The organism is Pseudomonas sp. JL3, from assembly GCF_031570575.1.
Lineage (GTDB): Bacteria > Pseudomonadota > Gammaproteobacteria > Pseudomonadales > Pseudomonadaceae > Aquipseudomonas > Aquipseudomonas cucumis.
Window position 1 is genome coordinate 63,791 of the sequence record NZ_JAKWJK010000006.1, and the last position, 14,100, is coordinate 77,890.

The 14,100-nt window shown below is 59.0% G+C and carries 15 protein-coding genes; 14 read left to right on the forward strand and 1 reads right to left on the reverse strand.

Annotated elements, in window-relative coordinates; translation table 11 throughout:
• The first annotated feature begins 7 nt into the window (after positions 1-7).
• The 8 genes from tmk to MMG91_RS13050 all read left to right on the forward strand — a co-directional run bounded on the left by tmk (position 8) and on the right by MMG91_RS13050 (position 6,273).
• Positions 8-640, forward strand: coding sequence for a dTMP kinase (gene tmk, locus MMG91_RS13015; RefSeq protein ID WP_310659825.1), 633 nt, complete (start codon positions 8-10; stop codon positions 638-640).
• Positions 633-1,619, forward strand: coding sequence for a DNA polymerase III subunit delta' (locus MMG91_RS13020; protein ID WP_310659826.1), 987 nt, complete (start codon positions 633-635; stop codon positions 1,617-1,619). Before tmk ends, MMG91_RS13020 begins: the two co-directional genes overlap by 8 nt.
• 42 nt (positions 1,620-1,661) lie before the next feature.
• Complete coding sequence (locus MMG91_RS13025) at positions 1,662-2,018, forward strand: PilZ domain-containing protein (RefSeq protein ID WP_305502880.1); 357 nt, start codon at positions 1,662-1,664, stop codon at positions 2,016-2,018.
• A gap of 14 nt (positions 2,019-2,032) precedes the next feature.
• The gene (locus tag MMG91_RS13030; protein WP_305446486.1) at positions 2,033-2,824 is read left to right on the forward strand and encodes a TatD family hydrolase; all 792 of its coding nucleotides are present in this window, start codon (positions 2,033-2,035) and stop codon (positions 2,822-2,824) included.
• A gap of 384 nt (positions 2,825-3,208) precedes the next feature.
• The gene (locus tag MMG91_RS13035) at positions 3,209-3,847 is read left to right on the forward strand and encodes a TetR/AcrR family transcriptional regulator (protein ID WP_007942012.1); all 639 of its coding nucleotides are present in this window, start codon (positions 3,209-3,211) and stop codon (positions 3,845-3,847) included.
• A gap of 139 nt (positions 3,848-3,986) precedes the next feature.
• The gene (locus MMG91_RS13040) at positions 3,987-4,955 is read left to right on the forward strand and encodes a radical SAM protein (protein ID WP_310659827.1); all 969 of its coding nucleotides are present in this window, start codon (positions 3,987-3,989) and stop codon (positions 4,953-4,955) included.
• Between the two features lie 135 nt (positions 4,956-5,090).
• Entirely contained in the window at positions 5,091-5,696 is a 606-nt protein-coding gene (locus tag MMG91_RS13045; protein ID WP_310659828.1) for a DUF4823 domain-containing protein, read from the forward strand.
• Positions 5,697-5,712: 16 nt separating this feature from the next.
• Entirely contained in the window at positions 5,713-6,273 is a 561-nt protein-coding gene (locus MMG91_RS13050) for a DUF1285 domain-containing protein (protein WP_310659829.1), read from the forward strand.
• A 65-nt stretch (positions 6,274-6,338) separates the two neighbouring features.
• Here MMG91_RS13050 and MMG91_RS13055 read toward each other — a convergent pair whose 3' ends face one another.
• A complete protein-coding gene (locus tag MMG91_RS13055) occupies positions 6,339-7,211 on the reverse strand; it encodes a triacylglycerol lipase (protein WP_310659944.1) in 873 nt (290 codons plus the stop codon).
• A 250-nt stretch (positions 7,212-7,461) separates the two neighbouring features.
• On the opposite strand from MMG91_RS13055, the gene MMG91_RS13060 reads away from it, so the two are divergent.
• From MMG91_RS13060 to araH, 6 genes are all read left to right on the forward strand, one after another.
• Entirely contained in the window at positions 7,462-8,178 is a 717-nt protein-coding gene (locus MMG91_RS13060) for a FadR/GntR family transcriptional regulator (RefSeq protein ID WP_310659830.1), read from the forward strand.
• Positions 8,179-8,305: 127 nt separating this feature from the next.
• Complete coding sequence (locus MMG91_RS13065; protein WP_310659831.1) at positions 8,306-9,181, forward strand: SMP-30/gluconolactonase/LRE family protein; 876 nt, start codon at positions 8,306-8,308, stop codon at positions 9,179-9,181.
• Between the two features lie 274 nt (positions 9,182-9,455).
• On the forward strand, positions 9,456-10,274 hold the full coding sequence (locus MMG91_RS13070; RefSeq protein ID WP_305446483.1) for an SDR family oxidoreductase: 819 nt from the start codon (positions 9,456-9,458) through the stop codon (positions 10,272-10,274).
• Between the two features lie 130 nt (positions 10,275-10,404).
• The gene (locus MMG91_RS13075; RefSeq protein ID WP_008012080.1) at positions 10,405-11,409 is read left to right on the forward strand and encodes a substrate-binding domain-containing protein; all 1,005 of its coding nucleotides are present in this window, start codon (positions 10,405-10,407) and stop codon (positions 11,407-11,409) included.
• 66 nt (positions 11,410-11,475) lie between these two features.
• The gene (gene araG, locus MMG91_RS13080; RefSeq protein WP_310659832.1) at positions 11,476-13,020 is read left to right on the forward strand and encodes an L-arabinose ABC transporter ATP-binding protein AraG; all 1,545 of its coding nucleotides are present in this window, start codon (positions 11,476-11,478) and stop codon (positions 13,018-13,020) included.
• Between the two features lie 9 nt (positions 13,021-13,029).
• Positions 13,030-13,998, forward strand: coding sequence for an L-arabinose ABC transporter permease AraH (gene araH / locus MMG91_RS13085; protein ID WP_123357792.1), 969 nt, complete (start codon positions 13,030-13,032; stop codon positions 13,996-13,998).
• The last annotated feature ends 102 nt before the right edge of the window (positions 13,999-14,100 follow it).

The window sequence follows — 14,100 nt, forward strand, 5'->3', positions numbered from 1 at the left end:
ACTGCCTGTGACTGGCTTGTTTATTACCCTGGAAGGCCCGGAAGGTGCCGGCAAGAGCACCAATCGCGAATACCTGGCCGAGCGCCTGCGCGCTGCCGGGATCGAAGTGGTGTTGACCCGGGAGCCCGGCGGCACACCTCTGGCCGAACGGATCCGTGATGTACTGTTGGCGCCAGTCGATGAGGTCATGAACCCCGACACCGAGCTGCTGTTGGTGTTCGCCGCGCGAGCCCAGCATCTGGCCGAGGTGATCCGTCCGGCGCTGGCCCGTGGCGCGGTGGTCCTGTGCGATCGCTTTACCGATTCGACCTACGCTTATCAGGGCGGTGGTCGTGGTTTGTCACTGGAGCGCATCGCGACCCTCGAAACATTCGTCCAGGGCGATCTGCGCCCGGACTTGACGCTGATTTTCGATCTGCCGGTAGAAGTAGGGTTGGCCCGCGCCAGCGCCCGCGGTCGGCTGGATCGCTTCGAGCTCGAAGGCCGAGGTTTTTTTGATGCGGTGCGCACTGCCTTCCTCGAGCGCGCCAAAGCGGATCCTGCGCGTTATGTCCTGGTGGATGCCGCTCAGCCGCTGGCGCAGGTTCAGCAGTCTCTGGATGCGTTGCTGCCACGTCTGCTGGAGTTGACCCGTGACTGAAGCCTATCCGTGGCAGGACAGTCTCTGGCAGCAATTGGCCGGTCGTGCCCAGCACGCTCACGCCTATTTGTTGCATGGCCCGGCCGGGATCGGCAAGCGTGCGCTGGCTGAGCGTTTGATGGCCAGTTTGTTGTGCCAGCGCCCCACCGCCCAGGACGCGTGCGGTGAGTGCAAATCCTGCCTGTTGCTGAAGGCCGGTAGCCACCCCGATAACTACATCCTGGAACCGGAAGAGGCGGACAAGGCGATCAAGGTCGATCAGGTCCGTGATCTGGTCAGCTTCGTGGTTCAGACCTCGCAGATGGGTGGTCGCAAAGTGGTGCTGATCGAGCCGGTCGAGTCGATGAACATCAACGCCGCCAACGCCTTGCTCAAAAGCCTTGAAGAGCCGTCCGGCGATACCGTATTGCTGTTGGTCAGCCACCAGACCAGCCGTCTGCTGCCGACCATCAAGAGCCGTTGCGTGCAGCAGGCCTGTCCGTTGCCAAGCGAAGCCATGAGCCTGGCCTGGCTGGCCAGCGCATTGCCGGACTGTTCCGAAGAAGAGCGCATTGAACTGCTGACCCTCGCCGCCGGTTCGCCATTGGCCGCGGTCAAATTGCAGGCTCAGGGCGTACGCGAGCAACGAGCGCTGGTGGTTGAAGGCGTAAAGAAACTGCTCAAGCAGCAGCAATCGCCGACGCAACTGGCCGAAGAGTGGAAAGCCATTCCCATGTTCCTGCTGTTCGACTGGTTCTGCGACTGGTCGAGCCTGATCCTGCGTTATCAGTTGACTCAGGATGAAGCAGGGCTGGGCCTGGCAGACATGCGCAAGGTGATTCAATACCTGGCGCAGAAATCCGCACAGGACAAAGTCCTGAATATCCAGGACTGGATCCTCGCCCAGCGGCAGAAAGTGATGAGCAAAGCCAACCTCAATCCTGCGTTGTTGCTGGAGGCGCTGTTGGTGCAATGGGTATCCTTGCCTACCCAGAAGTGACTGTCGTGCCTAGACTCTGATCATCAGACAGCGGAGGTCAGCATGAACGAACCCGTCAGTCCCGGGCCGCGCAATGGCATTTTGTCCTTGACCATCAAGGACAGGGCCGTGCTCTATGCGGCCTACATGCCGTTCATCAAGAACGGTGGCCTGTTTATCCCGACCAACAAAAGCTACAAGTTGGGCGATGAAGTCTTCATGCTGTTGCACCTGATGGATGAACCGGAAAAGATTCCGGTCGCCGGCAAGGTCACCTGGATCACCCCCAAAGGTGCCCAGGGCAACCGCGCCGCCGGGGTTGGCGTGCAATTCAACGAAGGCGACAATACCGCGCGCAGTCGAATCGAAACCCATCTGGCCGGAGCCCTGAAGTCCGACCGTCCCACTCATACGATGTAAGTTGCAGCCCTTTTATGCTCGTAGATTCCCATTGCCACCTTGATCGCCTCGACCTCACCGCCCACGACGGCTCCCTGGATGCCGCGCTCGATGCGGCCCGTGCGCGCGGGGTAGGGCACTTTCTGTGCATTGGCGTCAGCGCCGATAACGCCGCCGACGTCAAAGCCCTGGCCGAACGTTACGACGATGTCGACTGTTCGGTCGGCGTGCATCCGCTCGATGTGCAGCCGGGTGTCGCGCCGGCGCTGGATTGGCTGTTGCACGAACTCAATCATCCGCGGGTGGTGGCGATTGGTGAAACCGGCCTGGATTATCACTACGAGCCGGAGGCTGCAGCGTTGCAGCAGGAGTCGTTCCGCCTGCACCTGCAAGCGGCGCAACAGACCGGCAAACCGGTGATCATCCATACCCGTGGCGCACGGGCCGATACCCTGGAGCTGCTGCGCGAGGCGGCGCTACCTCAGGCGGGCGTGCTGCATTGCTTCACCGAAGACTGGGAGATGGCCAAGGCTGCGCTGGACATGGGGTATTACATTTCCTTGTCCGGTATTGTCACTTTTCGCAATGCCGATGCCCTGCGGGATGTGGCCAGCAAGGTACCGGCTGACCGGTTGCTGGTGGAAACCGACTCACCGTATCTGGCGCCGATCCCTTATCGCGGCAAACCGAACCTGCCGCAATATGTGCGTGAGGTCGCGGAATTTCTGGCAATGTTGCGAGGTGAGTCCTACGAGCGATTTGCCGAGCAGACCACCGAGAATTTCAAGCGTTTGTTCCCGTTGGCGCACGTCAGGACATCGGTGTAACGTTAAAAGAGATCCCAGCCTTTGGGATTTTTTGACCGCTGAATCGCAGGCAAAAAAAACCCGGGTTCTGGGGGGTGAATCCGGGTTAAGACCATTAGGAGTAAAACAAAGGCACACAATCCTTTGGTACCTTCATCGGCGCGACACTTGGGGGAGATGCCTCGCCGACAGTTGAAGTATTGATCAGTATTGCGCCGAGTCCAGTTTAGCTGGTCGGGTTTTTAAACAAATTTGGAATACGCGCGCTTCGGTTGAGTTCTCATCAACCGGCGAGGTTGCGCGAATTCATCAAGAAACACATATATGGTCGGATGATCCGTGCATTTTGGCGTAAGTTAGGCATAATACGCGGCTTCGAATTTTGACCCCTACAGACCTTTTCTTATGCATAAAGAACCTCGTAAGGTCCGTGAGTTTCGTCGCCGTGAGCAAGAAATTCTCGATACCGCGCTCAAGCTGTTCCTCGAACAAGGTGAAGACAGTGTCACCGTCGAGATGATTGCTGATGCCGTGGGTATCGGCAAAGGCACGATCTACAAGCACTTCAAATCCAAGGCGGAGATCTATCTGCGCCTGATGCTCGATTACGAGCGCGATTTGAACGAGCTGTTGCATTCCGCCGATGTCGATAAGGACAAGGAAGCCCTGTCCCGGGCCTACTTCGAATTCCGCATGCGTGATCCGCAACGCTATCGGTTGTTCGATCGCCTGGAAGAAAAGGTGGTCAAGGGCAATCAGGTGCCGGAGATGGTCGAGGAACTGCACAAGATCCGCGCCTCGAACTTCGAACGCCTGACCCTGCTGATCAAGGGCCGGATCAGCGAAGGCAAGCTCGAAGACGTGCCGCCTTACTTCCATTACTGCGCGGCCTGGGCGCTGGTGCATGGCGCCGTGGCGCTGTACCACTCGCCGTTCTGGAGCAACGTGCTGGAAGATCAGGAAGGTTTCTTCCAGTTCCTGATGGACATCGGCGTGCGCATGGGCAACAAGCGCAAGCGCGACACCGACACGCCGAGCAGCTGAACCATTCAGTTGCCTTATTGCGCCATGATTTAGCTACATGGCGCAGTACCGCAGGAATATACTCAGGCATAGGGCTTGCTAAAACTTGATTTGTGAGTCAAGTTTTGCGCGTTCGAATCTTCTTTCGCCGGAGTGATCCATGATCGTTGACCGTCAAGGCAGGCGTTTTCGCAATTTGCGGATCAGTCTGACCTCCGCCTGTAATTACGCTTGTACCTACTGCGTGCCCAATGGCAAGCGGCTGGTGGCTGCGCAGGATGAGTTGTCGGCGGAGGCCATGGCACGCGGCGTGGCCTATCTGATCGAGGCCGCGGGCATCGAGCGATTGCGCATTACCGGTGGCGAGCCACTGGTCAGTCCCAAACTCGAAGCCTTCATGACTGCCGTCGGGCAGATGGGCCTGGCGGACATCAGCTTGACCACCAATGGTCAGTTGCTGGCGAAGAAACTGCCACTGCTGGTGGATGCCGGCATTCGGCGCATCAACGTTTCCCTAGATACCCTGGATGCCAGTGCTTTTCGCAGTATTGCGCGCGGCGGTGATCTGGCGACCGTCCTCGACGGCATGGACCAGGCCGCCGCGGCCGGCATGAAGATCAAGGTCAATATGGTGCCGCTGCGCGGGCAGAACCTCGATCAGGTGATGCCATTGCTCGATTACTGCCTGGAGCGCGGCTACGAGTTGCGCTTCATCGAGTTGATGCGCATGGGCCACCTGGCCAGCGACTCCAACGCCTTCCTGCAGCAGTTCGTCAGCCTTCAGCAGCTGCTGAGCCTGATAGGCGAGCGCTACGAGTACCTTCAGGCCGATGCGCCAGTTGATGCCACGGCGGTGCGTTACCAGATTCCAGGGGTAGGCCACTTCGGCGTGATCGCCAACGAAAGCGTTCCGTTTTGTCGCACGTGTTCGCGTCTGCGTTTGTCGTCCACGGGTTGGCTGCATGGTTGCCTGTCGTCGAGCAATCGTCACTATGTCGGCGACCTGCTGGACAAGCCTCGTCACCAGGCGCTGCCGGCCTTGCAGCGACTGCTGGTCAAGGCCTTGGGGGACAAGCAGGAAGTGGCGTTCTCCGGTGGCGCGACCATCATGAAAATCATTGGCGGCTGATCGGGCCGCATCGCGGGCAAGCCATCCTCCATTCACCCCAAAAACAACTGACACACCCCTGCACGTTGAGCTGGCGCGGAAGCTGCATCCCATGGCCATTCGCCGGTTTTCCGTCACCGGCCTCTGGAGGGTAGGATGCGTAGCCTGGTTTTGCTGCTGGCCGTTTTGGCGCTTGGTGGCTGCATGAATGTCAGCGATATGGCCGAAGGGACTCGCTACCACATGAGCGACGCGGGCCTGCTGGACCACAGCGACAGCCGTCGCGTGAATAACTTCCGCATACAGCCGGACTCATTCATCTACATCGCCCAAGGTGCGTTCGCGCCGCCGGGCAGTGCTTACCCTCGACCTAACGTGGTGGCCGAAGAAGCCTTCAACGGCTTTATCGAATATTTCCCGATGGTCCGCCGCGCTCGCGCGCCGGAAGGCCTCGACGCTGCCATGGGCGAAGCCCGTGCCGCCGGCGCCCATTACCTGCTTTACACCCGTTTCGCCAAGGCCGACGACCGCATCGGCAACTCGGACGAATGGCTCGACCAGGAACACGTGGATCGCCTCGGAATCGACAATGGCGTGATTCAGATCATGTTGATCGAGACCAGCACCCAGTATTTGATCGATACTGCACGTATCAAGAGTCGTGGCGGTTTACTGACGTTCCACGACAACAAGCCAGAAGACTTGCTGGGCCCGCCGCTGGAGCAATACGCTCGTAGCCTGCTGGGGCTCAGCGGCCAGTAAATCAAAGGAGAACGCCATGAGTGGCCCGCAAAAAGCCAACGACCTGTTGGGGCAAATCCCCAAAACCAAAGGCTTGCCGCCGGTCCACTTGTGGAACCCCGACTTCTGCGGCGATATCGACATGCGCATCGCCCGCGACGGCACCTGGTATTACCTGGGCACGCCGATCGGGCGCAAGCCGATGGTCAAGCTGTTCTCCACCATCATTCGCCGCGACGGCGATGATTACTTCCTGATTACCCCGGTCGAAAAGGTGGGCATCAAGGTCGACGATGCACCGTTCGTGGCAATCGCCGTGGAAGTCGAAGGCGAGGGGGAGGCTCAGGTCTTGCGCTTTACCACGAATGTCGACGAAACGACCGATGCCGGCGCCGAGCACCCTATGCGCGTGGTGATCGATCCGGTTACTCAAGAGCCCGCGCCATACGTGCATGTGCGCACCAACCTTGAAGCACTGATTCACCGCAATGTGTTCTACCAATTGGTGGAGCTGGCGGTGAGTCGTGAAATCGACGGGCAGCGTTGGCTAGGCGTGTGGAGCGGTGGCGAATTCTTCCCTATCGGACTTGAGCCGTAACGCGCTGTGCTTCTGTGCTGTACAAAAAAACGGCCCGTTATTTCAACGGGCCGTTTTTTTTTGGCTTACAAACCTTTGCTCTTGAGTCGCTCTGCATGTTCCAGGTAGAGCCTGACCGGGCTCACGTTCCAGCTGTCGACTCCGGCTATCTGATTGACTGCATCAAAGTGGTCCATCGGGTAATCCGAGCGAATCACTTTGCCCAAGTGCGAGCTGTAGCGGCCGACCAGCCCATCGTTGGCGTTTTCCTCTTTATAAAACAGCTTCGATAGCACGATACAATTCAAATGACTCGGGTCGAGTGGTTGCAGACTTTGGAAGTTCTGCACGATCCCGCTCCAGGAATAGTAATACACGCCGTTTTCAACTTCGTTGCCTTCGCCGCCCCAAACCTTTGGCACCCCTTGTGGGTACTTGCGATTGAAGGCAGCCAATCCCGCGCTGGTCAGCGATTCGAAAGCCGATTCAGCGTCAATCGGGTTTTCCGGGTGGCCGCTGATCAATGAGATGAAGGTGCCAACGGCGCCCAGCAGGGCCAGTACGAAGGCTTCGGGCAACTCTCCGGGCGTCAGCGCCTTATGCAATTGGTCGGCAATCTCCGAGCCATGATTGGGGCAACTGACCGAGGTGACCGACGCAACCTTGTCCGGGTGCAGGGCTGCTACGTAGCGTGCGGCCAAGGGGCCTTGGCTATGGCCGATCAGATTGACCTTGTCCGCTCCCGTTTCCAGCAAAATGCGGTTGACGTGTTCGAGCAGTTTTTCTCCGCGTTCTTCATTCCCGTTGACGGCTGGAATGTTGACGGCAAACACCTGAGCGCCAGCGCGTTCCAAGGCTTCCTCGATTTCAAAGAAGTAAGGATAACCGGCGATTTTATCGAAGCCGAAAAGACCGTGAACCAACACAATGGGGTATTTCGTAGACGCATCCATGTCCATGTTCATACCTATCAATAGCGGATTTGAAGGGGGACAGATCGCTGACGGCTTGATCTGCTGCGGCTAACCGTAGTTTACAAAGTGGATGGGATCAAAGGGCTTCGAGCAGGATTCGGACGAACAGCCATGTTCGTATTGGCGGGGCAGCAGAAAATCCAATTGACACCCAATCATATGATGATTAGCGTGGACACCCATCGCGAACACACTTTGTGTCGTTTGTTTTTGATCACCGGTCGACGAGGTACCCATGTCCAGCAGTTTTCATGCGTCGACGGTCGACTGGCTGGGGTGCTGGATTGCTGCCGGCCAGGTCAAACCCGGCGAAACCATCAAGATCGAAGCTGATCTGGGCGAGCAACTCGGTGTCAGCCGTACGGTCATCCGCGAAGCCATCAAAACCCTGGTCGCCAAAGGCATGCTCGAAGTCGGGCCGAAGGTCGGCACACGCGTATTGCCGGTGCGGCGCTGGAATCTCTTCGATCCGCAAGTCGTCGGCTGGCTGTCGCGCAGCGGCTTGCCGGAAAACTTCGTCGACGACTTGCTCGACCTGCGTCGCACCATCGAACCCATGGCGGTGCGCTGGGCCTGCGAGCGGGCGACGGTGGAACAGGTGCAAGCCGTACTCCAGGCCTACAACGCGCTGGAACGGGCAGTGGACAGCGGCATCGATTACAACCGTGCCGACCAGTTCTTTCACGAGTGCATTCTCGCCGCCAGCCACAATCAGTTCATCGAACAAATGGTCCCGGCCCTCGGCGCGTTGCTGGCAGTGTCTTTCGAAGTGTCTGCCGCCGACCCGGACGAACTGCGCCGAACCTTGCCCATCCACAAAGACATGGCCGACGCCATCGCCGCCCGGGATGCCGCACGGGGTGTTTGGGCGTGCATGACCCTGATCGATAACGCGGACCTGGCGATCAAACGCTTCTACCCCCAAGTCATGGCCGACAAGAAGGCCAGCTAATCAGACGAACTCTGTGGGAGCGGACTTGCTCGCGAAGGCGATGTGTCAGGCGACAGAGATAGTGAATGTCACGGCCTCTTCGCGAGCGAGCCCGCTCCCACATAAAAGCAAAAAGACAGGAGGTTTCATGACGTGGACTGCGGTTACCGGACACCGTGCGCAACTCGGCGAAGGCCCGTTCTGGGATGCTCCGACCCAGGCGCTGTATTGGGTAGATATCGCCGGTAAACAAGCGCTCCGGCTGATCGGCGCCAATGTGGACATCTGGCAGATGCCGGAGCCCGTGTCCGCGTTCATTCCCTGCGAAAGCGGTGATGCCCTGGTGACATTGAGCAGTGGGGTTTATCGATTGGATCTGGATTCTCCAGGCCTGGAACCTCGGCTGACCTTGTTCTGCGTCGCCGATCCGCAACCCGGCAATCGCCCCAACGAAGCCCGCTGTGATGCCCAGGGCCGGCTCTGGCTGGGCACCATGCAAAACAACATCGGTGAGCAGGGCGAAGATTTGCCCGTCGTGCGCCGCTCGGGTGGCCTGTTTCGCATTGACCGCGATGCTAGGGTCACGCCGCTGCTTCGAGGAATAGGTATTCCTAACACGTTGCTGTGGAGCGATGACGGCACGACCCTGTATTTCGCCGACAGCCTCGACAAAACGCTTTATCGGCATTTCATCCATGCCGACGGCAACCTGGACACCGCCTATGTCTGGTTCGGCCCCCACGAACGTGGTGGCCCCGACGGCTCGGCGATGGATGCCGAAGGCTATATATGGAACGCCCGCTGGGATGGCAGTTGTCTGCTTAGACTGAACCCAGACGGTTATGTGGATCGGGTAATCGAACTGCCGGTCAGCCGTCCCACCAGTTGCGTGTTCGGTGGTGAAGACCTCAAAACCCTGTACATCACCAGCGCTGCAAGCCCGCTCAATCATCCGTTGGATGGCGCGCTGTTATCGATTCGAGTGGATGTGCCCGGAAAAACCTGTCGGAGATTTGCTGGGTAAATCCCAAAATATGGGATGTAAAATTATATATTGAGATTATTTGGTGGTCGGGTTTATAGTCGGCCCCATCAGTTACACGCACTCACACTTAAAAAAAACAAAACAGGTGAAGTGATGCAGCGATATTCCACCGCACTCCCTTGCGGAGTCAGTGCTTCAGGCCGCCTCGGCGCCCGGGCGTTTTCGCGCCTGCCTGCCTATTCCCAACAGCTTTTTGACCGGACATCGACAGATGCCCGGTTTTCGTCGTGCCTTCGAACAGGAGTGTTGATCCATGGCTGAACCTCTTTCCTTGCCTCCGGTGCCCGAACCGCCCAAGGGTGAGCGGCTGAAAAATAAAGTCGTGCTGCTGACCGGTGCTGCTCAGGGTATCGGCGAGGCGATTGTCGCAACCTTCGCCTCTCAGCAGGCCAAGCTGATCATCAGTGATATCCAGGTCGAGAAAGTCGAAAAAGTCGCGGCGCATTGGCGTGACCAAGGCGCGGATGTCGTGGCGGTCAAGGCCGACGTGTCGCGCCAGCAAGACCTGCACGCCATGGCCAGATTGGCCATCGAACTTCACGGCCGGATCGACGTGCTGGTCAACTGCGCCGGGGTCAACGTGTTCCGCGACCCGCTGGAAATGACCGAAGAAGACTGGCATCGCTGCTTCGCCATCGACCTGGACGGCGCCTGGTATGGCTGTAAAGCCGTGTTGCCGCAAATGATCGAGCAGGGCATCGGCAGCATCATCAACATCGCCTCGACCCATTCCACTCACATCATTCCCGGCTGCTTCCCGTACCCGGTGGCCAAGCATGGCTTGCTCGGGCTGACCCGCGCCTTGGGCATCGAATATGCGCCCAAAGGCATTCGCGTCAACGCCATCGCGCCGGGCTACATCGAAACCCAACTGAACGTCGATTACTGGAACGGTTTTGCCGACCCCCATGCCGAACGTCAGCGGGCCTTTGACCTGCATCCACCGCGGCGTATCGGTCAGCCGATTGAAGTGGCGATGACCGCTGTGTTCCTGGCCAGCGATGAAGCGCCGTTCATTAACGCTTCATGCATCACCATCGATGGTGGGCGCTCGGTCATGTACCACGACTGAATAACTCGGGTTTCAGGCGCGAAACTACGTCTGAAATCCAATCATCATACGATATGACTATTGGCTGCATGCTTCGACTGCTGTATTGGCTTTCAAATAACGCTCAAAAAAAATAACAAGGAGTCAGCTTATGAAACGTCGTCGTGGGATCCGTTCCCTGTGCTGTGCCGCTTTGGCGGTCACCGCGGTCAGCCTCAGCAGTACATTGCTGGCGGCCGAGGAAGTGAAGATCGGTTTTCTGGTCAAGCAAGCGGAAGAGCCCTGGTTCCAGACCGAATGGGCCTTCGCCGAAAAAGCCGGCAAGGACAAGGGCTTCACCGTCATCAAGATCGCCGTGCCTGATGGCGAGAAAACCCTCTCGGCCATCGACAGCCTGGCGGCCAACGGCGCCAAGGGCTTCGTGATTTGCCCCCCGGACGTGTCCCTCGGCCCGGCAATCATGGCCAAGGCCAAGCTCAACGGTTTGAAAGTGATCGCTGTCGATGACCGTTTCGTCGATGCCGGCGGCAAGTTCATGGAGGACGTGCCGTACCTCGGCATGGCCGCCTTCGAAGTCGGCCAGAAGCAGGGCGCCGCCATGGCCGCCGAAGCGAAAAAACGCGGCTGGGACTGGAAAGACACCTACGCGGTGATCAACACCTACAACGAACTCGATACCGGTAAGAAACGCACTGACGGTTCTGTCAAAGCGCTGGAAGACGCCGGGATGCCGAAAGACCACATCCTCTTCTCGGCGCTGAAAACCCTCGACGTACCGGGCAGCATGGACGCCACCAACTCGGCCTTGGTGAAGCTGCCGGGTGCGGCGAAAAACCTGATCATCGGCGGCATGAACGACAACACCGTGCTGGGCGGCGTGCGCGCCACCGAAAGCGCCGGTTTTGCCGCGGCCAACGTGATCGGCATCGGCATCAACGGCACCGATGCCATCGGCGAACTGAAGAAACCCAACAGCGGCTTCTTCGGCTCGATGCTGCCGAGCCCGCACATCGAGGGCTACAACACCGCGAGCATGATGTACGAGTGGGTCACCACCGGCAAAGAACCGCCTAAATACACCGCGATGGACGACGTGACGCTGATCACGCGCGACAACTTCAAGCAGGAACTGGAAAAGATCGGCCTGTGGAACTGAGGCGCGGTTGATTTCATCGGCAGCCCTGGCGACGGGGTTGCCTGACCGGTGTGATGAGGTGGGTTTATGCACGCACAAGTACAGACAGATCAACAGAGCATTGGCGGCAGCCTGCGCTTCAACGGGATCGGCAAAACCTTTCCCGGGGTGAAGGCGCTGGACGGCATCAGCTTCGTCGCCCATCCGGGGCAGGTTCACGCCTTGATGGGCGAGAACGGCGCCGGTAAGTCCACGCTGCTGAAAATCCTTGGCGGTGCTTACGCGCCGAGCAGCGGCGATCTGCAAATCGGCGAGCAGAAGAGGGTTTTCAAGTCCACCGCCGACAGCATTGGCAGCGGGGTCGCGGTGATCCATCAGGAGTTGCACCTGGTGCCGGAAATGACCGTCGCCGAGAACCTGTTTCTCGGCCATCTGCCGGCGAGTTTCGGCCTGATCAATCGCGGCGTTTTGCGGCAACAGGCATTGGCCTGCCTCAAAGGCCTGGCCGATGAAATCGACCCGCAAGAGAAAGTCGGGCGCTTGTCCCTCGGCCAGCGGCAACTGGTGGAAATCGCCAAGGCGTTGTCCCGTGGCGCGCATGTGATTGCATTCGACGAACCCACCAGCAGCCTGTCGGCACGGGAAATCGATCGTTTGATGGCGATCATCGGGCGCCTGCGTGACGAAGGCAAAGTGGTGCTTTACGTCTCCCATCGTATGGAAGAAGTGTTCCGTATCTGCAACGCGGTGACGGTGTTCAAGGACGGTCGCTTCGTGCGCACCTTCGAGGACATGAGCGCGCTGACCCATGATCAGTTGGTGACGTGCATGGTCGGTCGCGACATCCAGGACATCTACGATTACCGCAGCCGTCCGCGCGGCGCAGTGGCGCTCAAGGTCGACAGATTACTGGGGCCGGGCTTGCGTGAACCGGTGAGTTTCGAGGTGCACAAGGGCGAGATTCTCGGGCTGTTCGGCCTGGTCGGGGCGGGGCGCACCGAACTGTTCCGGATGCTCAGCGGGCTGACGCGCAATACCGCCGGGCGCCTTGAGTTGCGCGGTCGTGAACTGAAACTGCGTTCGCCACGCGATGCCATTGCGGCTGGGGTTCTGTTGTGTCCCGAGGACCGCAAGAAGGAGGGCATCCTGCCGCTCGCGAGCGTTGCCGAGAATATCAACATCAGCGCACGCGGTGCTCATTCCACGTTCGGCTGCCTGTTGCGCGGCCTGTGGGAAAAGGGCAACGCCGACAAGCAGATCAAGGCGCTGAAGGTGAAGACGCCCAACGCCGCGCAGAAAATCATGTACCTGTCTGGCGGCAATCAGCAGAAGGCGATTCTCGGTCGCTGGCTGTCGATGCCGATGAAAGTCCTGCTGCTCGACGAGCCCACCCGGGGCATCGACATCGGGGCCAAAGCCGAGATCTACCAGATCATCCATAACCTGGCGGCCAGCGGCATCGCGGTGATTGTGGTGTCCAGCGACCTGATGGAAGTCATGGGCATTTCCGACCGCATCCTGGTGCTCTGCGAAGGCGCGATGCGCGGCGAACTGACCCGCGAACAAGCCAATGAATCCAACCTGCTGCAACTGGCGTTGCCACGCCAACGCGCCGCCGACGTGGCGAACTGAGAGGTGACTATGACCATCCAAAACAACGCTTTGCCAACCCCGCGCAAACCTCTGGACCTGCGGCGCTTTCTCGATGACTGGGTGATGCTGCTGGCGGCCGTCGGGATCTTCGTGCTCTGCACCTTGCTGATCGACAACTTCCTGTCGCCGCTGAACATGCGCGGTCTGGGCCTGGCGATTTCTACTACCGGGATTGCCGCGTGCACCATGTTGTATTGCCTGGCGTCCGGGCATTTCGACTTGTCGGTGGGCTCGGTGATTGCCTGCGCCGGCGTGGTCGCGGCGGTGGTGATGCGCGACACCGACAGCGTGTTCCTCGGCGTCAGTGCGGCGCTGGTGATGGGGCTGATCGTCGGGCTGATCAACGGCATCGTGATCGCCAAGCTCCGGGTCAATGCGTTGATCACTACGCTGGCGACCATGCAGATTGTGCGTGGCCTGGCTTACATTTTTGCCAACGGCAAAGCGGTGGGCGTTTCACAGGAACAGTTCTTCGTGTTCGGCAACGGTCAGTTGTTCGGCGTGCCGGTGCCGATTTTGATCACCATCGTCTGCTTCCTGTTTTTCGGCTGGTTGCTGAACTACACCACCTACGGGCGCAACACCATGGCCATCGGCGGTAACCAGGAAGCAGCGTTGCTGGCCGGGGTCAACGTTGACCGGACCAAGATCATCATCTTCGCCGTGCACGGTGTGATCGGTGCGTTGGCCGGGGTGATTCTGGCGTCGCGCATGACGTCCGGTCAGCCAATGATTGGCCAGGGTTTCGAGCTGACGGTGATCTCGGCCTGCGTACTCGGCGGGGTATCGCTGAGTGGCGGGATCGGGATGATTCGGCATGTGATTGCCGGGGTGCTGATTTTGGCGATCATCGAGAATGCGATGAACCTGAAGAATATCGATACGTTTTATCAGTACGTGATTCGCGGTTCGATCCTGTTGCTGGCGGTTGTGATTGATCGGTTGAAACAACGCTGATTTTCCATGTGGGAGCGGGGTGTCACCGATCATTCCCACGCTCTGCATGGGAATGCAGCCCGGGACGCTCCGCGTCCATTGAGGCATTCCCACGCGGAGCAT

What these genes read in the sequence shown, in the direction of transcription:
- MMG91_RS13025 (WP_305502880.1), top strand. Translation starts at nt 1,662, where the DNA reads ATGAACGAACCCGTCAGTCCCGGGCCGCGCAATGGCATTTTGTCCTTG.
- MMG91_RS13030 (WP_305446486.1), top strand. Translation starts at nt 2,033, where the DNA reads ATGCTCGTAGATTCCCATTGCCACCTTGATCGCCTCGACCTCACCGCC.
- MMG91_RS13035 (WP_007942012.1), top strand. Translation starts at nt 3,209, where the DNA reads ATGCATAAAGAACCTCGTAAGGTCCGTGAGTTTCGTCGCCGTGAGCAA.
- MMG91_RS13040 (WP_310659827.1), top strand. Translation starts at nt 3,987, where the DNA reads ATGATCGTTGACCGTCAAGGCAGGCGTTTTCGCAATTTGCGGATCAGT.
- MMG91_RS13045 (WP_310659828.1), top strand. Translation starts at nt 5,091, where the DNA reads ATGCGTAGCCTGGTTTTGCTGCTGGCCGTTTTGGCGCTTGGTGGCTGC.
- MMG91_RS13050 (WP_310659829.1), top strand. Translation starts at nt 5,713, where the DNA reads ATGAGTGGCCCGCAAAAAGCCAACGACCTGTTGGGGCAAATCCCCAAA.
- MMG91_RS13055 (WP_310659944.1), bottom strand. Translation starts at nt 7,211, where the DNA reads ATGGACATGGATGCGTCTACGAAATACCCCATTGTGTTGGTTCACGGT.
- MMG91_RS13060 (WP_310659830.1), top strand. Translation starts at nt 7,462, where the DNA reads ATGTCCAGCAGTTTTCATGCGTCGACGGTCGACTGGCTGGGGTGCTGG.
- MMG91_RS13065 (WP_310659831.1), top strand. Translation starts at nt 8,306, where the DNA reads ATGACGTGGACTGCGGTTACCGGACACCGTGCGCAACTCGGCGAAGGC.
- MMG91_RS13070 (WP_305446483.1), top strand. Translation starts at nt 9,456, where the DNA reads ATGGCTGAACCTCTTTCCTTGCCTCCGGTGCCCGAACCGCCCAAGGGT.
- MMG91_RS13075 (WP_008012080.1), top strand. Translation starts at nt 10,405, where the DNA reads ATGAAACGTCGTCGTGGGATCCGTTCCCTGTGCTGTGCCGCTTTGGCG.
- araG (WP_310659832.1), top strand. Translation starts at nt 11,476, where the DNA reads ATGCACGCACAAGTACAGACAGATCAACAGAGCATTGGCGGCAGCCTG.
- araH (WP_123357792.1), top strand. Translation starts at nt 13,030, where the DNA reads ATGACCATCCAAAACAACGCTTTGCCAACCCCGCGCAAACCTCTGGAC.